This window comes from Rhizobium gallicum bv. gallicum R602sp (assembly GCF_000816845.1).
GTDB classification, from domain to species: domain Bacteria; phylum Pseudomonadota; class Alphaproteobacteria; order Rhizobiales; family Rhizobiaceae; genus Rhizobium; species Rhizobium gallicum.
This window is the reverse complement of the sequence record NZ_CP006880.1, coordinates 551009-575513: the sequence shown is the minus strand read 5'-3', so window position 1 is coordinate 575513 and position 24505 is coordinate 551009. Positions and strand designations below refer to the sequence as shown.

Here is a 24505-nt window from a genome sequence, read left to right as displayed (position 1 = left end):
TGCGAGCAGGCGGGCAGCATGAAAGACGTATTGAAGGCCGTGATCGCGGTCGATGGCGCCAAGGTGAGCTTCGGCGCGGTCAGGGCACTCGACGGCGTGACGCTGCATGTCATGCCGGGCGAATGCGTCGGGCTCGTCGGACATAATGGAGCGGGCAAGTCCACGATCGTCAGCGTGATCAACGGCGGCCTCACACCGCACGAAGGAAGCGTCACGAGCGACGGCGAGCGGCTGGAGCGCTATGGCATCAACGTCGCACGTGCCCGCGGCGTGCGCTGTGTCTTCCAGGAACTTTCCCTCTGCCCCAACCTCTCCATCGTCGAGAACGCCCGTATCATGCATCGCGATCTCGGTGGCTTTGGTTGGCGCAGGCGCGCCGCAATAATCATTGAGAAGAGCCTCGACGCCGTCTTTCCCGGCCATGGCATTGATAGCACTCGGACCGTGGGAGATCTCTCGATCGCCGAGCGGCAGATGGTCGAGATCGCCATGGCCTTTTCCGACGCCGGCATTGCGCCGCGGCTAGTGATCCTCGACGAACCGACCTCGTCACTCGATGCAAGCCTTGCTCGCCAGATGCTCCACCATGTCCGCCGCTTCGTTGTCGCGGGCGGGTCCGTCATCTTCATCTCGCATATCCTGCACGAGATCCTCGAAACCTCCGATCGCATCGTCGTCATGAAGGACGGCCGCCTTGTCGCCGAACGTCCGGCACACGCCTTCGACCATCATGGCGTCGTGGAAGCCATGGGCACCGTTGCGAAAGAGGAGACCGGGCAGCGCTCGGCGCGCGAACAGTCCGCCGCGCCGCTCATTCTGTCTCATCAGGCAGCGGGTGTTTCCTTCATGGCGCGCAAGGGCGAGATCATTGGACTGGCGGGTCTGGCCGGCCACGGGCAGACCGAGCTCCTGCTCGCCCTGCATGCCTCCCAGTCCGGCAACTGGCTGCCTGAGCGTGATCCGCTCGTCACCTTCGTCGCCGGCGACCGCCGCCTCAACGGCGTCTTCGAGCTGTGGAGCATCCTGCGCAACTTCTCCATCGCATCGCTCGGCGACCTGTCCCGGCGCGGCCTCATACTCACAAGCGAAGAGGGGACGAAAGGCGCCGACTGGAAGCGCCGGATCGAGATCCGCACGCCCGATATGGACAACCGCATCCTGTCACTTTCCGGCGGCAACCAGCAGAAGGTACTCTTCGCGCGCGCACTTGCGACGCGTGCTCCGATTGTCCTGATGGACGATCCGATGCGCGGCGTCGACATCGGGACCAAGCAGGAGGTCTACTCAATCATCCGCGAGGAAGCTGCGCACGGCCGCACCTTCATCTGGTACTCGACGGAGATGGACGAGGTCCGCCTCTGCGACCGCGTCTACGTCTTCCGCGAGGGCCGTATCGCGGCCGAGCTCGCCGGCGACGCCGTCAACGAGACGAACATTATCGCCGCCTCCTTCGAGGGGGTCGCCGCATGACGTTCCGGCTCTCGTCCGACGCCATGCGTCTTGCCATTCCCGCCCTGTCGCTGACGATGCTGCTCGCCGCCGTCTTCTGGCTGCAGCCCCGCGCCATGAGCTATGTGGGGCTCAACCTGCTGTTCAATCTGGCTGTGCCCATCGCGCTCGCGACGATCGCCCAGATGCTCGTGATGGCCGTGAACGATCTCGATCTATCGATGGGCACCTTCGTCAGCTTCATCGCCTGCGTAACCGCGACCTTTCTGCGGGATGCCCCCGTGACCGGCGTTCTGATCCTTGCCGGCGCGATCGCGACATATGCGGCGCTCGGTGTCGTCATCCATCTGCGCAACCTGCCGTCCATCGTCGTGACCCTCGGCATGAGCTTCGTCTGGGGCGGCCTTGCCGTACTGCTGCTGCCGTCACCGGGCGGGCAGGCACCGGACTGGGTGCGCTGGTTGATGACCGTCAAACCCCCGTTGGCGCCGATGGCTATCGTCGCCAGCATCGTCGTCGCCGCCCTCGCCCATCTCGTCGTCATGCGGTCCTCGCTCGGCGTGCTTATCCGCGGCATCGGCGGCAACCAGCGCTCTGTCGAACGCGCCGGCTGGTCGATTGTCGGGGCGCGCGCCGCCGCCTATGGCCTTGCCGGCCTTTTCGCGGTTCTTGCTGGCATTGCCCTCGTCGGCCTGACCACCTCAGCCGATGCTAATATCGCGCTGCGCTACACGCTGCTGTCGATCGCCGGCGTGATTCTTGGTGGCGGCGAGTTCATCGGCGGCCGCGTCTCCCCTATCGGTGCGGTAATCGGCGCGCTGACGCTGACGCTCGCCGGCTCGTTCCTGTCCTTCCTACGCATCTCGCCGGACTGGCAGATCGGGGCTCAGGGCGCGATCCTGATCATTGTGCTCGCGCTCCGCCTGATGCTGAACCGCCTCGAGAAGCGGGAGAAACGCCGATGATCCCGCTCCGCCTTTTCGGCAAACCCTGGACCTGGTCGTGGCTTGCCGCTTTTATCGTATGGTTCCTGACGATCATGGTGACGCTCGGCGCCAGCACGCTCGGCCTGTCGCAGGCCGCGCTCACCTTCGCGGCCTTTTCGGTCATCGTCGGGATCGGCCAGATGTTCGTCATCACGCTTGGTCCTGGCAATATCGATCTCTCGGTCCCCGCCACCATGACGCTTTCCGGCACGGTGGCGCTAAAGCTCATGAATGTCGAAAACAGCATGATCCTGCCTGGCCTTCTTGTCGTCATCGTTATCGGCTTCATCGTCGGCCTCTGCAATTACGCGCTCATCAAGGCGCTGCGCATTCCGCCGATCATCGCGACGCTTTCCATGAGCTTCATCGTGCAGTCCGCCGCGATCTGGACAAATCGGGGATTGCGCATCAAGCCTCCGAGCGTGCTTGCAGAGTTCACCACGTCGAACACGCTCGGCGCGCCGAACGTGGCGATCGTAGCGCTCCTCATCTCGATCCTCGCCTGGTTCCTGCTCGAGAAGACGATCTACGGGCGCTGGATCTCGGCGATCGGCCAGAGCATGCCGGCCGCGCGCATGGCGGGCATACCGGTCGACGGCACGCGCTTCGTAACCTACCTTTTCTGCGCCGTGCTGGCATCAGTCGCAGGTTATCTGCTCGCCTGCTTCTCCGGCGGCGCAGCGCTCAACATGGGCTCGGAATATCTCCTGATGTCGATCGCCGTCGTCGTCATCGGCGGCACGGCCGTCGCGGGCGGCGATTCCAACGTGCCAGGCATCTGGGGCGCATCGCTTTTCATGTTCCTGGTCGTTTCCATGCTCAACACCTACGGGCTGGGCGCGGGCATCCGCCTCATCATGACCGGCCTCATCATCATCAGCGTCATCATGCTCGCCGGCGGTCGCCGGTTCGGCATGCGATAAACGGAAACACCGCCATGGCCGAGGCCGACATCTACGAAATCCACGACCCGCGCTTCCGGCAGATGATCGTGACCAGCGCCGGTCTCGACGAACTCTATTCCGGCTGCCGCTGGGCGGAGGGCCCCGTCTGGTTCAACGATGCGAACCAACTCCTGTGGAGCGACATTCCCAACCAGCGCATGATGCGATGGACACCCGAGAGCGGCGTGTCCGTCTATCGGCAATCGTCCAACTTCACCAACGGCCATACGCGCGACAGGCAGGGACGGCTCGTCTCCTGTGAGCACGGTACGCGCCGCGTCACACGCACCGAGGTCGACGGCTCGATCACCGTGCTCGCCGACCGTTTCGAGGGCGCACGGCTCAATTCGCCGAACGATGTGGTGGTGAAGTCCGACGGCACGGTCTGGTTCACCGATCCCACCTACGGCATCATGTCGGACTACGAAGGTTATCGCGCGGAGCCGGAGCAACCGACCCGCAATGTCTACCGGCTCGATCCGACGACCGGCGAGCTTGCGGCGGTCGCCACGGATTTCATCCAGCCGAACGGCCTTGCCTTCTCGCCCAACGAGACAATCCTCTATGTGGCGGATTCGGCAGCAAGCCATGACGAAAGCCTACCGCGTCACATCCGCGCTTTCGACGTGGTCGACGGCAGGCGGCTTGCGAACGGCCGTGTCTTCTGCCTCATCGACAACGGCATTCCAGACGGCATCCGCACAGACGTGAACGGAAACCTCTGGTCGAGCGCCGGTGATGGCGTGCATTGCTTCGACCCGACGGGCAAACTGATCGGCAAGATCCGCGTACCGCAAACCGTTGCGAACCTCACCTTCGGCGGGCCCAAACGCAACCGGCTGTTCATCGCAGCAACCCGCTCGCTCTATGCACTTTACGTCGCTGTGACCGGCTCTCAGCTGCCGTAGGATTGCCTTGGGGGATTTGACCGAAAGACCCGTCATTTCCCGATGACGATGGCCGACCGGATCGTCGTATTGCGAGATGGTTACCTCGAGCAGGTTGGATCGCCGCGCTCGATGAACGACCAGCCAACCTGTTCGGCGGCGACTGCTCCCTTACCCATCGACTTCAACCAGACATCACCTTGGGCAGAGAGACAGACGCCCGCAACCCCGGCCACTTCTGCGCCGGCCGATTCTGGGAAAGTACGATGTCCCCACCGTGGTGGCGGACGATGGCTCGGGCAATCGAAAGCCCCAGCCCGACGCCGCCAGTCTCGCGGCTGCGCGACTGCTCGAGGCGGAAGAAGGGCGCGAACACCTGTTCGGTTGCATTTTCGGGAATGCCGGGGCCGTCGTCCTCGACGACGATGTCGATCGTCGTAGGCGTATGAAAGAGATGAACCTTGGCCGCGCCGCCATAACGGACCGCGTTTTCGACCAAGTTGCGGATGGCCCGGCGCAGGCCTTCGGGGCGGCAGCGATAGTTGATCTTGGTGCCTTCGGAAAATTCCACGTTCTGCCCTATTTCCGCAAGGTCGTCGCAAAGGCTTCCGACAAGCGCGTTGAGCTCGATCGTCCTGGTTTCCTCGACGGTCGCCTCTCCTCGTGCAAACGCAAGCGTCGCCTCCGTCATGGTCTGGATTTCGTCGATCGTCGCCAGCATCCGTTGCTGTACGTCGGGATCCGAAACGAATTCGGCGCGCAAACGCAAGGATGTGAGCGGCGTGCGCAGGTCATGGCTGATCGCCGCAAGCATGCGCATCCGATCCTCAACGAAACGATGCAGCCGGGACTGCATCCGATTGAACGCCTCCGCTGTCTGGCGGATGTCGTCGGGGCCGGATTCGGGCAGCTTCTCCACGGTCTCGCCCCGCCCAAGAGCCTCGGCGGCCGAGGCAAGCCCTCGCAGCGGCCGGGTAATGCGATTGGCGGTGAAGACACCGATGATCGAAAGAACAATCGCCGTTATCCCGAGCGAGAACAGCGATTGCGTGTTCCAGAGCGTGCTCGGCATCACCTTGTGATAGGCGGAATTCAACCAGCTGCCGTCGCTGAGCCGGACGGCAAGCCCCATTCCGTTCGTTTGATCGAAATAGAGGAACTTCGCCGGATGCGGCAGGGACCATGGTCCAGACGCCAAGGTGGTCCAGTCATCGGAAGCGTTTGCAGCCGCGAAGAGGCCGTGTTCATAGCCAAGCTTCGCTGGCAGGTCCCTCGGCTGCACCTGCCAGTTCCGACGCGAGTCGGGCAAGTTCGGCAATGGTTTTGCAAGCTGTGCTACTGCCACCGTGCGCCATTGGTCCGCATCGGCCGGATCGTCGGCGGAAATCCAGAAGCGCGAGTAGCCTGTTCCACTGGCAAGCAGGACGTCCCGGCGAAGAGGAACAGGCAGGGATTCGAGCAGCCTCGCAAGAGATGCGGTGCGGCTGAAGAACTCACCCTTGGCGGCCGCCCGCAGGGCCTTGTCGCGCTCGTCCCAAGAGATAAGGAATGCAAGGGCCTGCGATATAACGAGCGCAAGCAGCATGAAGCCGATGAACTGGGCAGCAAGGCTCCTTTTCCACCATCGCGTCATCCGGATGCCACCTCCGCAGAAAAGCTGTAGCCGCCACCCCAATGGGTCTTGATGATGGCGGGATTTTTCGGATCGAACTCGATCTTCTTGCGCAACCGGCTGACTTGGTTGTCGATGCTGCGATCGAAAAAATCGGCGGTGCGGCCGACCGTCAGATCGAGAAGCTGATCTCGGCTGAGGACGAGGCCCGGATGTTCCAGGAAGGCCTTTAGCAAGCGAAACTCCGCGGTGCTGAGCGCGATACCGACGCCGTCCTCGCCGATGAGTTCCCGGCGCCCGACATCGAGCCGCCATTGATCGAAGGTCACGGTTTTCGCCTTGATCGTCTCGCGCTGCTGCGGTGGCAGGCTATTGACCCTGCGCAGCACCGCCCTGATGCGCGCCAGAAGCTCCCGCGGGTTGAAGGGCTTGGTGAGATAGTCGTCGGCGCCGAGCTCCAGCCCGATGATGCGGTCGGTATCGTCCGCCATCGCTGTCAGGAATATGATCGGTATCTCCAGTGTGCCACGCAGCTGGCGACAGACTGACAGACCATCCTCGCCCGGCATCATGACATCGAGAACGATCAGGTCCGGGGCGCCGCGTTCGACGATTCGCCGCAGTGCCGCGCCGCTATCGGCAACGCTGACGTGGTAGCCCTGCTGGGAAAGATACTTGCCGACAAGGTCACGGATGTCCCGGTGATCGTCTACGACGACGATATGGGGTGCCGATTGCATGGAGCGCCTCGCGCATGGAATGAAGACATGAACGCAATATAAAATGACGGAAAAATCCCGGCATCTCCAAAAGTGTATCAAAGTTTGTCAAAACCAGCGATCCGGTTACCTGGCGAATTGCTCGCCCTTCCAAGGTTTAGCCTGAACTGGCGCATCCGTCTTCGGTCCGGCCCCAGGCGCGTATGGATGCATATCCGGACGGCTTGAGACATTTCGCGACAATTTTCCTGACCGTCTGGCACATCTCTGCGACAAACCGCCCCTAGCCTGCAAGCGTCGAAACGATCTGCAGCGAAGCAGCCGTTCATCTGCATCCGGGCAGTCCCAACGATACAAGACGCAATGACGTGAGGATTTTCGATGAAACCAATCTGTCTCGGTTCAATGCTGGTGTTCTCGCTATCGCTCGCCGGCCAGTGCCTGGCGCAGGAGCCGGTCAATCCGGAGGGCGAAAGGCTGTTCCGCACCCGCTGCGGCACCTGCCACAGTGTCAACAGCGGCGAAAACCGGATGGGACCGCATCTTTCCGGCCTTCTCGGCCGGTCGGCGGGAACCATCGAAGGCGCACGCTATTCGAAAGCGCTCGGCGGGTCTGGCATCGTCTGGGACGAGGAGAGGCTGCAAGCCTTTCTCGCCAATCCGCGGCAGGTCGTTCCCGGCACGACGATGACCGCCAGCATTCGTGACGAGGCGCAGCGATCGGCGATCATCGCCTATCTGCGAAGCCTTTCCGCCGCCAACTAGGGCGCATGCGCCAGGCGGGGAAAAGACGGAGCGAAAGCTCCGGTAGCAGCCAGAGATCGGGACCGTCCGTCTCAGGCAATTCAAACTTCAACCAGAAGTGAGGCATCCATGAAGAATTTTCTTATCGCATTCGCAGCCTCCGTCGGCCTTCTTGCGGCGGCAGGCACTGCCTCGGCTCAAGGGTCCGGTTGCACGCGGCTCCAGTCCGCCAGCTCGCAATCGCAGCCAGTTCCCCCGGCCGACCAGTCCGGATCGGACGCGCAACGCAACGCCGGCTGACCGGATACCACACCTGCATCCTGATCGAGCGGCGCGCGATGGCGGGTAAAACCGCCATCGCATCTGGGACTTTCTTTCAAGAGATTGGAGCATGTCATGGTTCAACTCACCATTAACGGCGTGGCCCGCGATATCGACGTGGATCCGGAAACGCCTCTTTTGTGGGTCTTGCGTGAACAGGCCGGCCTGACCGGCACGAAGTTCGGCTGTGGCATTGCGCAATGCGGCGCATGCACAGTGCATATCGACGGCGTCGCCTCGCGCTCCTGTGCTATGCCGGTCAGCGCGATTGACGCAAACCAGGAGATCGTCACGATCGAAGGGCTTTCCCCGGATGGCTCCCATCCGGTCCAACAGGCATGGCTCGCGCTTGACGTGCCGCAATGCGGCTACTGTCAGGCCGGAATGATCATGGCGGCCACCGCTCTGCTGAATACGACCCCTGATCCGACGGATGACGATATCAACGCGGAAATCACCAATATCTGCCGCTGCGGCACCTATAACCGGGTGCGGGCTGCGATCAAGCTTGCCGCTGCAAACAGCAGTGCCGCGCAGAAAGGCTGAGGGTAGAACGATGAATGATGTGGTCACGCTATCACGCCGCAAGTTTCTCATCGGCACGGCCGTGGCGGCCGGCGGATTTTCACTAGGCTTTCAGATTCCACTGTCGGCAAATGCCGAGCAGGCGGCATCGGATATATTGCCAGAAGTCAATGCATGGGTTCTGATCCATCCCGACGACACCGTCGTCATCCGTATCGCCCGCTCGGAAATGGGACAAGGCACGCTCACGGGACTGGCGCAGCTAGTCGTGGAAGAGCTCGAATGCGACTGGTCCAAGGTTACGACCGAATATCCAACGCCCGGGGAGAGCCTTCGACGCGAGCGCGTCTGGGGCAGTTTCTCGACCGGGGGCAGTCAGGGGATTCGCGGCTCTCACGAATACGTCAGGCAGGGCGGAGCCGCCGCACGCGAAATGCTCATTGCAGCCGCCGCCAGTACCTGGAATGTCCCGAGTTCGGAATGCACGGTCCAGAACGGCATCATCACTCATCCCGCTTCCGGGCGTACGACGTCGTATGGCGCCGTGGCGGCGCTTGCCACACAGATGCCGGTTCCAAGCACTATCGCGCTCAAGGACCCGAAGGACTGGAAGATTGCCGGCAAGCCGCTTCCGCGGCTCGATACTGCCGACAAGCTCACCGGACGGCAGATCTATGGCGCCGATGTGCAACTGCCCGGAATGCTGAACGCCGCGGTGAAGGCCTGCCCTGCGTTCGGTGGCAAGATTGCAAGTTTCGATGCCGCCGCCGTCGCGGCGAGGCCAGGCGTGCGCAAGGTCGTGCAGGTCGATGAGGCAACCGTGGCCGTGGTTGCCGAGACGTGGTGGCAGGCGCAATCGGCGCTCAACGCGTTGCCGGTCGTCTGGGACGATGGTCCGAACACCGCCGTCACCAGTGCCTCCATCGCCGCAATGCTCGCCGAAGGCCTCGATGCCGACGATGCCTTCGTTGGCACTTCGATCGGCGACGCGCCCGCAGCACTTGAGGGAGCAGCGCGGGTCGTCACGGCAACCTATTCCTTCCCCTATCAGGCCCATGCCACGATGGAACCGATGAACGCGACGGCGCGATATACGCCAGACAAGTGCGAGGTGTGGGTGCCGACGCAAAACGGCGAAAGCAGCCTTGTCAACGTGGCGGAAGCCTCCGGCCTGCCGATCGGACAATGCGAGGTCTACAAGCTGCATCTCGGCGGCGGCTTTGGCCGGCGCGGCGCCAACGAATCCTATGTCCGCCAGGCGGTCACGCTCGCCAAGGAGTTTGCGGGCACGCCGGTCAAGCTCATCTGGTCGCGCGAGGAGGACATGCTGCACGGCTCCTATCACCCGACGACGCAGTGCAGAATGCGGGCCGCGCTTGATGCCGACGGCAATCTGACGGCGCTTCACATGCGCATCAGCGGTCAGTCCATCCTCTCCTCGCTCCGTCCCCAGATGTTTCGCGAGAACGGTCACGATCCGATCGTGTTCCAGGGGCTGAACGCCAGCGGCAGCGAAGGTGTCTTCGGCTACACCGTCGCAAATCTCCTCATCGACCATGCCATGCGCAATCCTCCAGTACCGCCCGGATTTTGGCGTGGCGTGAACCTCAACCAGAATGCCTTCTACGTGGAAACCTTCTTGGACGAGCTTGCTGATGCGGCCGGGATTGATCCCCTGGATTTCCGCCGGAAGCTGATGGCCAACCATCCGAAACATCTGGCGGTTCTGGAAGCCGTTGCCGAGCGCATCGGCTGGGAAACGCCGGCGCCGCAGGGCATATACCGTGGCCTGGCGCAGATCATGGGTTTTGCCAGCTATGTCGCCGCCGCTGCGGAAATCTCCATCACCGACGGTCAGTTGAAGATCCACCGCATCGTCGCCGCAACAGATCCCGGTCATATCGTCAACCCCGCCCAGGCCGAACGCCAGGTCGAAGGGTCCTTCGTTTACGGTCTCTCCGCCTGCCTCTACGGCGAATGCACCATCAATGGCGGCCGCGTCGAACAGGAGAATTTCGACACCTACGAGGTGATGCGGATGGAGCAGATGCCGGCGGTCGAGACGATCATCATGCCTTCAGGCGGCTTCTGGGGCGGCGTTGGCGAGCCGACCATCGCCGTCGCCGGACCGGCCGTTCTGAACGCCGTCTTCGCCGCTACCGGCAAACGGATCCGGCAACTGCCGTTCAAGAACAATAACCCTTCATGAACAAGGCGAGATGCAGCCATTTATAGGCAAAAGCGGGTTCCGCAACGAATGCCTGGCGGCCCTCCTTGCGGAGCCTTACCCCTAGAACCAACCAAGCGAGTTTGTCATGCACGACGAAGACAGAGATCAAGAGCCGGACTATCTGGAAGAGCATCTGGACCGCCGTCGGCATGCTATATCCGACTACTTCGTTGGCCTCGCACTTTTCGTATTCTCCATTCTGGCGATGGCGATAGGCCTGGAATCCGCGCCGGCGCGCACAACTTCGGCCTCCGACCAACCCCTGTCGGCATTGGTCATCGCGAGACCCGCAACGCTCTGCATCGACGACAGGAGCTCGGAGGCAATGAGATTGCGCCATGTTCCGGGCCGGAACATCAACACGTTACTTGCCCCTCGCAAAGTTTAGTGGAGATTGGTTGCAATCCGCTGGCGACACGGCAGATAGCAGCGTGTTGCGTCTCGGTATAGCGTTTCACCCCACCGGTGCGTTGAACATTGATCCCGACAGCACTTAGATCTGCAATCGAACAGATGAGATGTCCTGCCTCCGGCAGTCGATGCTCTGCGCCGAAAGGGGCGAACTTCCGTGCATATTCACACACCATTTGCGCTTCGCCGATCTGTACACGCCTTGTGTGAGCTTCACGCAGCGTGCTGCGGTGGATTCAAATTTTGGACAATCTTGCTCGCTGCAAGAAAATCCACCTTTCCCGACCCCAGCACCGGCACTTTGCCGATTTTGATTTCCGCAGGAACCATCATATCCATCGCTCCCCTGGATTTGGCAAAGGCCGCGAATTCGGCGCGAGTAGCGTTTGGCGCATCTGTCAGCAGCACCAGTCGCTCACCCTTCTTTGCATCCGGAATAGATGAAACGACCGAAAGGGCGCCGGCCCACAACTGGCCGGCAAGCGCCTCGACGGCAGCGAGGGAAATCATCTCGCCGCCGATCTTGGCGAAGCGCTTCGCGCGGCCACGGATCCTGACGAAGCCATCATCGTCGATTGTGACAATGTCGCCCGTGTCATGCCAACCATCACGGAGCAATTCGATGACGCCAGGGTTCTCAGCGCGGAGATAGCCGGCCATGACATTGGCGCCGCGGATGAAAAGGCGACCACCCTCATCGATACCCGGGACCGGCTCGAGTTTCCACTGCATTCCGGGCATGATCTTGCCGACGGTGCCTGAGCGGTTGAACATTGGCGTATTGAGGGAGATTACGGGCGCCGTCTCGGTAACACCGTAGCCTTCAAGGATACGCAGGCCGAACTTCTCCATATAGGTCTCGCGGGTGGATTGTTTGACAGGCTCGGCACCCGAAAAGATGTAGCGGATCGATCGGAAGTCATACGGGTGCGCAGTTCGGGCATAGCCGTTCAGGAAAGTATCGGTCCCAAAAATGATGGTCGCGTTGGAAGTGTAGATCAGTTCCGGCACGACGCGGTAGTGAAGTGGCGACGGATAGAAATATACCGGAACGCCCGAGACCAATGGCAGAACGGTCCCCGCCGTCAGACCAAATGAATGAAACACCGGCAAGATATTGAAGACTTTATCCCCGGAATGGAAGTCGATGCGCGAGGCCGCCTGGGCGGCGTTTGACAGAATATTGCGATGGGTGAGAACAACACCCTTCGGCGTTCCCTCCGAACCAGATGTGAACAGGATCACGGCGGCATCATCGGCCGTGCGCTTGACCAGCGGCGCGTACCTGTTGAGGAAGCCCCGAACTTTGTCCACGACGGTAACTGTCGTGCGCAGTTCGTCGAGCCAGACGATCTTCATCTCTTTTTCGAGCTCGGTGAACACGGGACCAAGCTTGCCCTGCTCGACGAAGGCACGTGAAGAAAGAACCTGCTTTACCTCTGCCGCCCTGCACGCTGACAAGATATTGGCGGCGCCGGCAGTGAAGTTCAACATCGCCGGAACCTTGCCCGCTGACATCACAGCGAGAACCGTCGTAGCAGTGCCATTGGCGTTTGGAAGCAGGACGCCAAGCGTCTGTTCATCGGGGAACAACGACTTGAACTTGGCCCCCAGAACCGCCGCGCCGGTGAGAAGCTTGGCATAGGAGAGCTGGCCGCTAATCGGATCCTCGACTGCAAGTTTTCCCCCACCTCTTTCCAAAGCTGTTTCGATGATACGGTCCAGGACCGTCAGATTGGTGTCCGTCGTACGGAACATCAACATCGACATGACCTGATACAGGGCTGCGCCTGCGGCGACACGGCGCTTGCGACCCTTGATGTCTGCGGGAACGTCGAGCTTCACCGGCTCGAGGATTGTCACTTTGACCTTAGGAAAGAGGCGACGGCGAACTTGGCCAGCCGAAAGGCGCGAGAAGTAGCTCTTCTCGAGCCCGTCGATACGGACGGGCACGATCATCGATCCTGTCTTGTCGGCAACCATAGCCGCGCCGTCGTAGACCTTCATCAGCGTCCCGGTCACCGTCAGGCGCCCCTCGGGAAAAATGCCGATCGCATTGCCCTCGTTGACAATCTTGATGAGCGAACGTGTCGCCATCGGCTTCGTCGGATCGAGCGGAAGGAATTTGCACATCCTCAGGAAAGGGCGAACCCACCAAGCCTGAGCAATCTTGTAATCGACGGCGAAAACAGGCTCTTCCTCAGTTATTGCAAGCGCCAGAGCTCCATCAAGAAAGCTCACATGATTGAGCGCGATGATCGGCGCCCGACCAGCCTTCTTGATGTTCTCCAGACCTTCCACCTCAAGGCGCAGGAAGGCACGGAACAATATGGAAATGAAATCACGGAATGGATTGGTGGGTAGCGTCTTCAACATCATCCAGGCAACGCCGACATTGATGAGCGAAAGGCCTAGGATGATCATCGGAACGGAGACACCAACGGCTTGCAAGATCGCGACCAGCGCGAGGCCGGTTGTGATAAATAACGCGGACAAAACGTTCGCAGCTCCGATCACACGGGCACGGCGGGCTTCGTTTGCCCACGCCTGCATCGCCGCGAACGTCGGCACGGCCATGAATGCGCCCCCAATAGCCATACCGGTGAGATCGAGCGCCACGCGCATGGTCTTTGTGCCGGCAAAGAAGGCGGTGATGGTTTCAGCATGAGAGGCGGACTGCAGGCCCCACAGGTTCCAGGCGAGATCTATTCCGAAGAGTGCCACTATGACGGTGCCGACTGGTGCCGGCAGCAAGACGACGCGGCCTGCCGACATCCAGCCGGCGATCGCTGAACCGACTGCAATGGAAATCGCGAAAACGGCAAGATAGGCGGGGACGACGATCTCCGAACCGCCAAGGATTTCCGTAACCATGAAGGGCAGCATCGACATGACGAATGCGCCAACGAACCAGAACCAGCAATTCATTAGCGCCGAGCGCCAGATCCGCTTGTCTTCCCGCAGTTCATTGACGAGTGTGACGCTCGAGCGGAAGACATTCCTGTCGATAACGAGGTTGGGCGCTTTTGAACCCGTCGCGGGGATCATGCGAGCGGCGAACCAGCAAAGTACCGAAAGCCCCATCATCATCGGTCCGAACACCCAGACATTCTCGCCGTTCGTGAAGGCAAGCGCTGCAACGATCGTGCCCGTCAAGATGGCTATGAAGGTGCCGCCCTCGATCCACGCGTTGGCCTTTGGCAAGTCCTTGCGTTCGAGATGATCGGGAAGAATGCCGTACTTAATCGGGCCGAAGAGCGACGAGATAACCCCGAATCCGAAAAGAGCCAGCATAAGGACCCAGATCGACGACAGCGCGATACCGATGACGGAGATCGCCGCGACTGCGATCTCGCAACGCTTGAGGATTTCGGCCATCTGCGCCTTGTCATATTTGTCGGCAAGCTCGCCGCCCGGCGCCGAAAGAAGCAGGAACGGAATGATAAAAATTCCGCCAGCGAGCGTCACGAGCCAAGCTCCCTCGGCGGCCATCTGCGCAAGGATCAGGAAGATAAGCGTCTGCTTCAGGAAATTGTCGTTGAAGGCCGAGAGAAACTGCGTCCAGAATAACGGCGCGAACTTCCTCGATGTCATAAGATTGCCGTGCATGGCTGTTTCCCCGTTAGATCGCAAGAGAAAGCCACAGAGTTGTTACGCAAAAATTGTGGACAGAAACAACTCTGTGATGTGGTTAAGAAGTCTTAGCTTTCGTTGCCACGATTGAAGTTGACGAGGAGCTTTTCAGTCTTGGCGTCCTCGATCTTGCGGATCAACTTCTCCGACTCGGCGTTGTCGCGCAGCGTCTTGGTGATGTTCACCGTCGTTTGCACCAGCATCAGTATGCCCATGGCGAGATAGCCTTTGCCCCAGAGGTCGAGCGGCATCATGTAAAGGCCGGCTGCAAGCATGAAAGCTGCCGTGCCGAAGGAGATGTATGAAAAGCTGACCCAGCTGGAGGAATGCTTCTGAAAACTGTCGTTCATCGTCGTGGTCCTTCTGTTAAGTGAAGTGCGTATCAGGCAGCGTTGTTGATACGAGTGCGGAGCCTCGCCAACACATCATCAGCCGATGACCGCAACAGCGCACCACAGTCGGCATTGGCAAGCTTCTCGATGATCCCGGCAGCGCCAGGCGCGCTGTCCATCTCCTTAAGCACAGAGGTAATCGTATCGTTCTGGTTTTGGCGAGCGCGAAGGCGCGCAAGGGTCTCCTCAGCCTCGTCGAGTGTGGCAAGACCAGATCCGGCAGCGGCGAGATCAAGTTTCTGGGCTTGTTCCGTTGCACGGGCGAGCCGCTCGCCGCGCTGCAGATCCTGCAATCGCGCTTCAGCGGCACGCACGATCCCCTTCAGCTTGGCAATCGCAGTTGTGAATTGGGCTTGGGCCTTTTCTGACGCATCCCGCTCGGCTTCGAGATAAGCGATCGCGCCGGCCGCTTCGCGGGCAAGACCCTCACTGCCTTTTTCCAATGCGGCAAGAGTGCGCGTTTCGAGATCAGTGATCCGGGACAGGATCATCGTGTGTTGGCTCTTTTCCTGCTCATTTTGTGCAATTGCCACCGCCACTGCGCGGCGGGCACACTGGATGGCGTGAGCCGCATCGCGAGTTTGCTGGCTGAGCAGAGGAATGGCGTTACGGTCGGCAAAAGCACGTTCGGCATCATGCGCCCTGCCCCGCAGCAGTGTGACAATTAAGTTGAACATTTCGAATCTCCCATTTATGAACGTTGTTCACGAAGGTGTTTTGTCACAACCTTGAACGTTGTTCAAGCTTTTTTCGAACAACGTTCACGAATGAGATGGGGTGGTTATGGCCGGTCGAAGAGAACAAAAACGCGAGGACCTGAAGGCGCGGTTAATCGAGGCCGCACGCAACAGGATAGCCAACGAAGGGCTAGCAAACTTGCGTGCACGCGACGTCACGCAGGATGCCGGTTGTGCGTTGGGAGGTCTTTATACGGTCTTTGCTGACCTCAACGAGCTCATTATCCAGGTCAACTCCTCAACGCTTAAAGCTCTGGAGGAATCGCTGGCTCTCGCGGAAGTCAAGAACCGCACCCCCGCCGATCGACTGCGCAATCTGGCGCAGGGATATCTTAGGTTTGCGCTTGCTCATCGCAATCTGTGGAAAGCCCTGTTCGATCACTATCCGCCCGAAGGCAGCCCGACGCCCCAGTGGCATCTCGATGAACATCTGTTCCTGATGGACGTGATCGCTGAGCCCCTCGCCGACCTGCAGCCGGATATGTCTACAGAGGATAGGGCGATTCGTGCTCGCACGTTGTTCGGGGCGGTGCATGGGGTGGTCAGCATCAGCCTGGAAGCGCGCTTCGTCGGCTTGCCGTCTGATAGGCTAGAACGCGAACTCGATGAATTCGTCCTGACCATCGCGGCTGGGGCGGTCGCAGGACGGGCGCCGCCGGCATGACGGGAATGTTGTTTTGAGAACGCTGCGTAATTGTTCCAACCAGGTCAGATGTCTCGCTCACCTCGCCTGCCATTTGGCGGTACCCCATGATGAGCCCGGAACGGAAAGGCGTTTCAAATCACAGCGGAACTCAATACGCCGACATCCGCGACCGTCCGGTCGGAGGTTAAAACAACACGCGAATGTGGGGCAGATCGGGATGCCCACTCAATTTGATTGACGTTGTTTAAGAAGGGCGAGATTTTTTCGGGCGGCGCTACCACCAGCCGTCGATACCGCACCCAAACCGAGCCATCATCCTTCCGCCTGGGAATCACGCCGTCAAGCGGTCGTTGTGAATAGGCGTCAAGCAATGACCCCCGCCACCTCAGCAAAAACAATTGTTTCATCTTCGAACCGGCGCCGAGACCCCATGCCGATTCCCAAACAGTAAAACATTGCTCCCGCCCGGCTGCACGCCTGCTAGCTCTTTACCGATCCGGCTGCCATGCCCGCAAGGAAGTAGCGCTGGGCGATCAGATACAGGAGCAAGAGCGGGAGTGATCCTAACACGCTCATCGCCATCATCTCGTTCCATTCGAAGGCATGTTGGCCCATAAGCAACTCGATACCAATAGGAACAGTCCGCATATCCATCGACTTCGTCAAAGTCAGAGCGAAGAGGAATTCGTTCCATGCCAACAGAAACGTGTAGACCGCGGTCGCGACGATGCCAGGCACTGACAGTGGGATGATTACACGCCACAGCGCCGTCCAACTTGACCCTCCATCGACGAGCACCGCCTCATCAAGCTCCCTTGGCAGGGTATTGAGGTAGCCGGTCATCAGAAGGATCGCATAAGGCAGGGTGAAGACCATGTACGTCAAAATCAGCGCAAAATAGGTGTTGAAAATGCCGAAGGCGACGACCATCCCGAAATACGGGATCAAAAGCGTGATCGGCGGCACGGTCTGCGTACTGATGATGAACACGTTCAGCGTATTCTTGAACCGAAATGAATACCGGCTAAAGCCATAGGCCGTCAGAATGGCGATCAGCAACGTCAGAAGTGTTACCACTCCCGCGACGAGATAGCTGTTGAGGAAGAAGCGGATCTTCGCTGGGTCGTTGAAGATCGAGAGGTAGGCGACGTTCGTGAAATGGTCGGGCAGCAGCCGCGGCGGCAGGGCAAAGATCTCGGTGTTTGACTTCAAGGAAGTGAAAAACATCCACAGGATCGGAAAGCCCGCGAAGACCAGACCAACAGCGAGCCCGAGATATGTCAGCAGCGTCGGTAGTATGGTGCGACTGAGAGAACGCTTTGCCATTGCCGGTCACCTGGCCTTCTGATGTTTGATGTAGAAATATGTGGCACCCATCGAGATGATCAGAATGAAGATTGCGCTCGCCGAGGCGCGGGAGAATTCGTAACTCGAAAACGCAAGTTTGTAGGTGTAGGTGCTAAGCACCTCGGTTGCGTAGATCGGACCGCCTCCCGTCGTCATCCACACGAGCGGAAAGACCTGCATTGTCCAGATGAAATCCAGTAAGGCAATGCTGATGATAATCGGCATCAGTTGCGGGATCGTGATGTAGCGGAATTTCTGGAACTCGTTAGCACCATCAATGCCGGCGGCCTCGTAGAGATCCTTGGGGATGCCCTGAAGACCCGCGAGAAGACTCACCATATAGAGCGGGTATCCCGCCCAGATGTTCGCGAAGGTCAAGGCGTGCAGCGCGGTTTTCGTCGAAGAGAACCACTCGACCTTGAAGTTAATGATATGCAGCGTCATCAGGATGCTGTTGATGACCCCATTGGGATCCAGGAGCAGTCGCCAGATGATGGCGATGATCACCGCTGTGAAGAGCCACGGCATAATGTAGAGAACCCGCAGGATGCTTCTGATCAACGGATCGACACGTTGGCTGTTTAGCAAAAGGGCGAAGGCCAGACCAATCAGAAGATGGAAGATGACGCTCATCACCGTGAAGTAGAGTGTCTGCCCGACAGACTGCCAGAAAACCGGATCGTTGAAGATCGTCACATAGTTCTGCAATCCGACGAAAGCCGCGTCCTTTTTCGTGATCGCGCCGTCCATCAGCGAATAGCGCAGGACGGTGATCATGGGAAACAGCATCAGAAGGCAGAATAGAAACGTCGCCGGGGCAACATAGAAGAAGGGAACAAGCCTCTTTCTCGTCTTGTAAGACAGCATGCCACGCTTGCGCGTTCTGGCTTGAGTCCGGATCATAGTTTCTGTGGCGAGGCTCATGAGATGTGAATTCCGCCTATCGTGAAACGCATCAATTCGTCCTGACGCAGCGGCAGCGCGATAGACTCTATCACGCTACCGATGATTGTCGGTGGCGTCCTTACTTGTCGAATTCGACCAACCACTGCTTTTGAGTGTTGGCGGCCGCCTCCTTAGCGGTTTGCTGACCGTCGAACATTTTTTGAACTTCAACGTTCATCTGCCGCATGAGATCTTCGGCCACCGGCAGTCCGACGAATTCGTTGGCCAGTTTCCCACTTTGAAATATCTTGAAGGCTTCTTCAAACAGCGGGTCCGATTTCGAGAAATCGGGTTTGGCGTGGATATTGCCCGGGAAGGCATTGGCGACCGACACGAGACGGCTGTTCACTTCGGGGCTCATCAAATATTCAACGAGCTTCCACGCTTCTGCCTTGTGTTCGCTTTTGTCGCTGATGCCGATACCCCAGGAAGCATAGGGCAGTCCACGTTTGCCGGTATAACCGTCGACAGCTGGAAGGGCGGAGATGCCGAACTTGAGATTGGGGTTTCGCTGGCGGATGAGATTGATGTGAGCGAGTGAATCGATCATCATACCCACGCGGCCATTGACGAATTCTTCGACCTTGTCCTGTTCCTTCTTGGCAAAAATACCAGGCGCGATGACGCCGGCGTCCTGCAGCGACTTGATATATTCAAGTGTCCCGACCACAGAGGCGTTTTCGAGATCTGGCTTGCCATCCTTCAGCATGGATGCTCCGGATGCCCAGACCCACGACATCACGTCATTCTGGATACCGCCGGGATTTTGCAACGAAAGCGGTAGCACCCAACCGTATTGGTTCTTGTCCGCATTGGTCATCTTCTTCGCCGCATCGGCGAATTCTGTCCGGTTCGTCGGCGTCTTGTCGACGCCGGCGGCCTTTGCCAGATCGAGGTTGACGAAGACCGGGTAGACGAACGAGGCAAGCGGGAACATGACGCTTTGCCCGTTGACCTTGATAATATCGGCGATCTGGCTCTGATCATATTTGGCGTCAGCCATCAGGCTGTCCATCGAAGCGATTGCGCCCTGCTTTGCCAAGCCGTTGACCCATGCTCCGTCAAGGCCGACGACATCGCTGAGTGTCCCCGACGCAGCACCAACGACGATCTGATCATGGGTGGCAGAATAAGGGCCGCTGACGAGCGTCACTTTGATGCCGGGGTTTGCGGCCTCGAAATCGTCCATGATGCTGCGCAAAGCACCGGCGGGCATTTCGGGCTCCCACCATTGAATGAACTCTAGATTGGTCTGAGCAAAGGCGCAGGTGGCGCATAGCGCCCAGACCGCCACAGCGGACTGAGCCGCCATGATATATCTTCTGACGTTCATGTTTCCCTCCCATAGAAACGATATTCTGCTCGATCCTCCCGATCGAGACCAAAGTAGGTTCCTTTCGGGGTCTAGCTGTCAATGAAGAACTGTCATCGGAACAAGCCGGCAGGCCACAGGGAGAAACAAAAAGCCAATAAGGCATTGAATAATCTGGCCTTTGCCCATGGAACCCGAAACGCTTTTTTCTAACCTGTACGTTCCTCGTGTCGCATTTTTTCTTTACTTTCGTAAACAAATGAAAGCCACCCCGCCCAAAGGAAAACAAATGAAAGCCCCGTTGATCGAACAAAGGCGAGGTTCAGCGGGGAAGCGTACGCGTCGTCGACATCGCAAAAATGCCTTCGACCAGCTGATCGTGATCAGATGCGCTCGGGTTACCATCGAGCAGCACAGAAGGACCGACTTCCAGCTGCAAAGTCACAGGGTTCCAAGACGGCGTGAGATATTGGGATCTCTATGCCGGACATGCCAAGCCGCTTGGCGTTGGGCGAAGAGCTTGGCGGCGCCGTTGCGGGCAACGAGCAGGCATTCGATCTTGCGGCCAATCATGTCCGTATCGCGGATCATGCTTAGATTGCCAAATGCGTTTGTGGATCGAAGAAGTGTAACTTGGCCGCATCGATCGCCAGATCGATCATTGCGCCCGGCTGGACCGAGCTGACGGCTTCGAATTTCGCCACGGCGTTTGCCGCACCGCTTAAATCCTCGACGGCATCGGGGTCGCCGGAGTCGATACGGACCGCTTCGATATTCAAATGAACGATCAGTTCGGACCCCAATTCCTCGATCGATCTTACAGCGGCCGGGATCGTCTCGTAGCGTGATGCCGATGCCAGGCTGCTGTCGTAAAGGTCTTCCGGGCGGATGCCGAAGATGATCGTCTTGCCCTCGAACGTCGCCAGACCGGGAGAGCGCTCGAATGCGGTCGTCGGCACCGGTATCGAAAAGGTGGGCAGATTGATCCTGCCGCTCTGCAAACGGCCTTCGAACAGGTTCATGGACGGTGAGCCGATGAAACCCGCGACGAAGGCGTTGACTGGCCGACTATACAATGTCTTTGGCGTGTCGACCTGCTGAAGGACGCCGCCCTTCAAGACCGCAACCCGGTCGCCCATGGTCAAGGCTTCGGTCTGATCGTGCGTTACATAGATTGTCGTCACGCCGAGCTGTCTTTGCAGGCTGACGATTTCGGCCCGCATCTGCACGCGCAACTTGGCATCGAGATTTGACAGGGGCTCGTCCATGAGAAAGGCCGCCGGTTCCCGCACCATTGCGCGTCCCATGGCGACCCGCTGGCGTTGACCGCCGGAAAGCGCCGCCGGTTTGCTGTCGAGCAGCGTGTGCAACTGAAGCGTCTTTGCTATTTCATGGACCCGCTTGGTGCGCTCTTCCTTGCTTTTCCCTGCAAGCTTCATCGAGAAGGCAATGTTGTCGAACACTGTCATATGCGGATACAGGGCATAGTTCTGGAAGACCATCGCTATATCCCGGTCTTTCGGCGCGAGATCCTCGACATTCTCCCCGCCGATGCTCAGGGTCCCGCTGCTGATTTCCTCCAACCCCGCGATCATGCGCAACGCCGTCGATTTTCCGCATCCCGAAGGGCCCACGAGGATAAGGAACTCGCCATCATTTATCGTCAGGCTAAGATCCTTGATTGCGTGGAATTTCGTTCCGAAGGTCTTGCAAATCTTGTCCAGTACAACAACAGCCACGGCACTTCCTCCCTACTATCACCGCCATCGAAACCTCCGGACAGCCCTCCCGGCGCGACCGCAGATCGAACCGAACCGTCATCTGCGCAGCGCTGTTGCGATCTCCAGGTCACCAGTCTAGTGAACGCTCAGCCTGGCGCGGCAATCGGTCTGGGCACGGGCGCATTATCCTTCGCCATCCACGCGACACAGGCGCTTTGATCTGGCAGGGCCATACGGCCACCCGGGCCGGTCACGGAGATCGCCGCTGCGGCAGTTGCGTAAACGGCGCAAGCGACAGGCTGCTTTCCCTGCGTAAGGGCAAAGGCATAGGCGCCGTGAAAGCAATCTCCGGCGCCGGTCGTGTCGACCGCTTTGACCTTGTAGGCCGGGACATGCCACAAAACGGCATCTCCCGTCTGCTTGATATAAGATCCTCGTTCGCCGTCGGTGAGAACGACTGCGGTACGGTCATCAGACCACAGCTTGCGCAGGATCAACGTCGGGTCGGTCTCGCAAGAATAAATCTGAGCAAATTTCAATGGCAATACCAGGTGATTGGATAAGCTCACTAACCGTTCGGTTGCAGGCCCGATCGCCCATTCAATGTCTGCCACCACCGCCAAGCCCAGCTTGCGGGCGCGCGCAACAACCATATCGGCGCTGACGGCATAGCCGTCGATCAACAGCACCTGGGCCTGCGCAAGGGTGCTATCGGTCAGCGCATCGGAGGTTCCGTGCGGCACATCATCGTCATAGGCGATAAACCTGTCGCCTTCAGGTCCGACCGTGATCACGGAACGTATGGGCCTGGCATCTGGGCGACGCGGCGCAAAGGATATATCGACTCCGTGCCGCTCAAGCTCGCGGGCGCTGACATCGGCGAGGGGATCATTCAACCAACCGATGAAACCGGCCCGCCCTCCCAGCTTTGCGACCGCTACAAGGGCCGTCGCTACATTGCCGCCGTGGTCCTGAGTGCGATTTATCACCTTCCCTTTGCCGGCACTCAGCGGTCGGTCGACGTAGATGATATCGTCGATCGCCAAGGCCCCAAAGCCCAGAACCTGAAGGTTGCGTGTCACCGTTCAACCGCCCGCGGCCGCGAGCGCCTCTTGCGGGGCCATACCACCGTGAATGACGAGCTTGAAGGCGCGCGCTGCCATCGTCGTGTCGCCGTGGCCCCAAAGGTTTCGCCCCACCACGGCACCCTTTGCCCCGGCGCGCAAGGCATCGGAGGTCTGTGTCAGGGCTCCGAGCAGATTATCCGCCTTCGGACCGCCCGCGATAACGATGGGAACCGGGCAAGTGGCGACGGTCTCTTGGAACGAAGCGAAGTCCCCGGTGTATCCGACCTTGATCACGTCGACGCCGGTCTCAAACCCGATCCGCACAGCATAGGCGATTTCGTCGGGAGTGAATACGATCTTGCCGCCGTCGGAATAATCGCGGGGATAGACATGCGCAACGACCGGCATTTCAAAGCGAGCAGCAGCGTTGACGGTATCGGTAAGCCAGCGAATGTATTCGCCTTCGGTATTGCCGCGCACCGGAATGGCAACTGCCAAAGCATCGGCACCGTAGCGCACGGCATCCTCAGGGGTCGCGATCAACTGACGGATTCGATCGTCCGGCGTAAAGCAGCCGGCTTGAATAACCAGCGCCGCCTTGCCGGCATAGGCCGGCCACAAGTGACGGGCCGCCCCAGGCTGAATGCTGATATAGTCCGGCTCTCCGGCCATCACCCGCTTCAGGGCGCCCGGCAGATCCGCAAGACCGCCCTCGCGGACATTGCCATAGCCAACGAAGTGGTCGACGGCGCCGCCGAACAAATGCCCCGACGGATGAGAAAACAGCCGTGACAGGCGAATTTTGGTTCCAAGACCCATATCAATGCCGTCCTTTAAGGTTTGATTTCGGAGACCCTAACTCGAAAGTAAACGAATACTCAATATTTCGATTTCTTTCGTTTTGATTTAAGTTTACGATTGTGCGCGCTGACGTATGCCAGTGCCGGCCTTTCTCTCGTCCTTTGAACAGTGCGGTCGACTGCGCATTTTCGAATTTCGAAAGATCGGCACCGCAACCGTTCGGAAGCCAATTCGGGGCTCACACATGCTTGCAGAACAACGTCGACATCAGATTATGCTGGAACTTCAGCGTACCGGCCAAGCGCGCACCAGCCAGCTGGCGGAAAATTTCGGCGTGTCTGAAGTGACCATCCGATCCGACCTGGAAATTCTGGACGCCAAGAAGCAGCTCATCAAGACACATGGCGGTGCGATAGCTTTGCCGGCCAGTTCGCCCGCGGCAGCCTTCGAAGAACGTATGAACCGCAATTTCGATGCCAAACGACGTATCGCTCAGATGGCGGCACGCCAGATCATCGACAACCAGTCTGTGGTGTTTGACAGCGGTTCGACGCTGCTGCAGGTCGCCATGCAAATGCCGCCGGTCAACAATGTCGTGGTGGCCACAACCGCCATGAATATTGCGCAGCATCTGATGTATCGGCCAGGCTTGGACGTGCACATGATAGGGGGGCGGGTCTTTCCCAGCACTGTCAGCACGATTGTCTCAGATTCAGACAAGGCCGTGGGTGGTCTTGTTGCCCACCAGGCGTTTCTCAGCGCTCACGCAATCGATCACTCATTTGATGTCGTCGACGTCTCGGAAGACATTGCACGGACCAAACGCAATCTGGTCCGTATGGCGAGACGCGTGATCCTTGTGGCGGATTCCAGCAAGTGGGATATTGGCGCCTCATCGAAGGCATTTTCGCTTTCACGGGTCGATTTGATTATCACCGATACTGGCATGCCGCATGGGATTCGCAGTCGATTGGACAAGCTGGGAGTCGAAGTCCGCTATGTATAGAGGGCGACTACGCTGTCGATTGTGCTTTATGTAACAAAAAATTTTGCGCATGCGATATTGTCAGGCTACA

22 protein-coding genes are annotated in these 24505 nt (G+C 59.2%); 10 read left to right on the top strand and 12 right to left on the bottom strand.

Annotated features, from left to right (window positions below):
• Window positions 1–18: 18 nt before the first annotated feature.
• From RGR602_RS25985 to RGR602_RS25970, 4 genes are read left to right on the top strand one after another with little or no spacing between them, the layout of a single operon-like run.
• Entirely contained in the window at window positions 19–1470 is a 1452-nt protein-coding gene (locus tag RGR602_RS25985; protein WP_040114910.1) for a sugar ABC transporter ATP-binding protein, read from the top strand.
• Entirely contained in the window at window positions 1467–2414 is a 948-nt protein-coding gene (locus RGR602_RS25980; RefSeq protein WP_040114909.1) for an ABC transporter permease, read from the top strand. Before RGR602_RS25985 ends, RGR602_RS25980 begins: the two co-directional genes overlap by 4 nt.
• Window positions 2411–3358: an ABC transporter permease gene (locus RGR602_RS25975; protein WP_040114908.1), complete on the top strand. Its 948-nt coding sequence runs from the start codon at window positions 2411–2413 to the stop codon at window positions 3356–3358. Before RGR602_RS25980 ends, RGR602_RS25975 begins: the two co-directional genes overlap by 4 nt.
• Before the next feature lie 14 nt (window positions 3359–3372).
• Window positions 3373–4287, top strand: a complete 915-nt coding sequence (locus RGR602_RS25970) for an SMP-30/gluconolactonase/LRE family protein (protein ID WP_040114907.1) — start codon at window positions 3373–3375, stop codon at window positions 4285–4287.
• 163 nt (window positions 4288–4450) lie between these two features.
• Here RGR602_RS25970 and RGR602_RS25965 read toward each other — a convergent pair whose 3' ends face one another.
• On the bottom strand, window positions 4451–5899 hold the full coding sequence (locus tag RGR602_RS25965; protein WP_040114906.1) for an ATP-binding protein: 1449 nt from the start codon (window positions 5897–5899) through the stop codon (window positions 4451–4453).
• Window positions 5896–6618, bottom strand: a complete 723-nt coding sequence (locus RGR602_RS25960; protein WP_040114905.1) for a response regulator — start codon at window positions 6616–6618, stop codon at window positions 5896–5898. Before RGR602_RS25960 ends, RGR602_RS25965 begins: the two co-directional genes overlap by 4 nt.
• Before the next feature lie 360 nt (window positions 6619–6978).
• On the opposite strand from RGR602_RS25960, the gene RGR602_RS25955 reads away from it, so the two are divergent.
• The 4 genes from RGR602_RS25955 (at window position 6979) to RGR602_RS37670 (ending at window position 10805) form a co-directional block, all read left to right on the top strand.
• Entirely contained in the window at window positions 6979–7362 is a 384-nt protein-coding gene (locus RGR602_RS25955) for a c-type cytochrome (protein WP_246703703.1), read from the top strand.
• A 375-nt stretch (window positions 7363–7737) separates the two neighbouring features.
• The gene (locus RGR602_RS25950; protein WP_040114904.1) at window positions 7738–8208 is read left to right on the top strand and encodes a (2Fe-2S)-binding protein; all 471 of its coding nucleotides are present in this window, start codon (window positions 7738–7740) and stop codon (window positions 8206–8208) included.
• Between the two features lie 10 nt (window positions 8209–8218).
• Window positions 8219–10396, top strand: coding sequence for a xanthine dehydrogenase family protein molybdopterin-binding subunit (locus RGR602_RS25945; RefSeq protein WP_040114903.1), 2178 nt, complete (start codon window positions 8219–8221; stop codon window positions 10394–10396).
• 106 nt (window positions 10397–10502) lie between these two features.
• A complete protein-coding gene (locus RGR602_RS37670; protein WP_170250272.1) occupies window positions 10503–10805 on the top strand; it encodes a hypothetical protein in 303 nt (100 codons plus the stop codon).
• A gap of 236 nt (window positions 10806–11041) precedes the next feature.
• Here the strand turns inward: RGR602_RS37670 and RGR602_RS25930 are convergent, their stop codons facing one another.
• From RGR602_RS25930 to RGR602_RS25920, 3 genes are all read right to left on the bottom strand, one after another.
• Complete coding sequence (locus RGR602_RS25930) at window positions 11042–14437, bottom strand: acyl-[ACP]--phospholipid O-acyltransferase (RefSeq protein ID WP_040114900.1); 3396 nt, start codon at window positions 14435–14437, stop codon at window positions 11042–11044.
• A 92-nt stretch (window positions 14438–14529) separates the two neighbouring features.
• Window positions 14530–14811: a YiaA/YiaB family inner membrane protein gene (locus RGR602_RS25925; RefSeq protein ID WP_028739465.1), complete on the bottom strand. Its 282-nt coding sequence runs from the start codon at window positions 14809–14811 to the stop codon at window positions 14530–14532.
• Window positions 14812–14843: 32 nt separating this feature from the next.
• Window positions 14844–15530, bottom strand: a complete 687-nt coding sequence (locus RGR602_RS25920) for a PspA/IM30 family protein (RefSeq protein ID WP_040114899.1) — start codon at window positions 15528–15530, stop codon at window positions 14844–14846.
• 106 nt (window positions 15531–15636) lie between these two features.
• Here RGR602_RS25920 and RGR602_RS25915 point away from each other — a divergent pair, with 106 nt between their 5' ends.
• On the top strand, window positions 15637–16254 hold the full coding sequence (locus RGR602_RS25915; RefSeq protein WP_040114898.1) for a TetR/AcrR family transcriptional regulator: 618 nt from the start codon (window positions 15637–15639) through the stop codon (window positions 16252–16254).
• Between the two features lie 462 nt (window positions 16255–16716).
• On the opposite strand, the gene RGR602_RS25910 is transcribed toward RGR602_RS25915, so the two are convergent.
• The 7 genes from RGR602_RS25910 to RGR602_RS25885 all read right to left on the bottom strand — a co-directional run bounded on the left by RGR602_RS25910 (window position 16717) and on the right by RGR602_RS25885 (window position 23447).
• Window positions 16717–17562, bottom strand: coding sequence for a carbohydrate ABC transporter permease (locus RGR602_RS25910; RefSeq protein WP_040114897.1), 846 nt, complete (start codon window positions 17560–17562; stop codon window positions 16717–16719).
• A 6-nt stretch (window positions 17563–17568) separates the two neighbouring features.
• Window positions 17569–18486 carry a carbohydrate ABC transporter permease gene (locus RGR602_RS25905; protein WP_407692069.1) on the bottom strand — a complete coding sequence of 306 codons (918 nt, stop codon included), beginning with the start codon at window positions 18484–18486 and terminating at the stop codon, window positions 17569–17571.
• A gap of 121 nt (window positions 18487–18607) precedes the next feature.
• Window positions 18608–19861 (bottom strand): ABC transporter substrate-binding protein, encoded by a 1254-nt coding sequence (locus tag RGR602_RS25900; protein ID WP_040114895.1) that lies wholly within the window; start codon window positions 19859–19861, stop codon window positions 18608–18610.
• Between the two features lie 420 nt (window positions 19862–20281).
• Window positions 20282–20431 (bottom strand): hypothetical protein, encoded by a 150-nt coding sequence (locus RGR602_RS37665; protein ID WP_170250269.1) that lies wholly within the window; start codon window positions 20429–20431, stop codon window positions 20282–20284.
• Between the two features lie 2 nt (window positions 20432–20433).
• On the bottom strand, window positions 20434–21579 hold the full coding sequence (locus RGR602_RS25895; RefSeq protein ID WP_040114894.1) for an ABC transporter ATP-binding protein: 1146 nt from the start codon (window positions 21577–21579) through the stop codon (window positions 20434–20436).
• A gap of 128 nt (window positions 21580–21707) precedes the next feature.
• Complete coding sequence (locus RGR602_RS25890) at window positions 21708–22643, bottom strand: PfkB family carbohydrate kinase (protein ID WP_040114893.1); 936 nt, start codon at window positions 22641–22643, stop codon at window positions 21708–21710.
• Between the two features lie 3 nt (window positions 22644–22646).
• Window positions 22647–23447 carry a beta/alpha barrel domain-containing protein gene (locus RGR602_RS25885; RefSeq protein WP_022713937.1) on the bottom strand — a complete coding sequence of 267 codons (801 nt, stop codon included), beginning with the start codon at window positions 23445–23447 and terminating at the stop codon, window positions 22647–22649.
• Window positions 23448–23673: 226 nt separating this feature from the next.
• Here RGR602_RS25885 and RGR602_RS25880 point away from each other — a divergent pair, with 226 nt between their 5' ends.
• Window positions 23674–24435 (top strand): DeoR/GlpR family DNA-binding transcription regulator, encoded by a 762-nt coding sequence (locus tag RGR602_RS25880; protein ID WP_040116482.1) that lies wholly within the window; start codon window positions 23674–23676, stop codon window positions 24433–24435.
• Window positions 24436–24505: the final 70 nt, after the last annotated feature.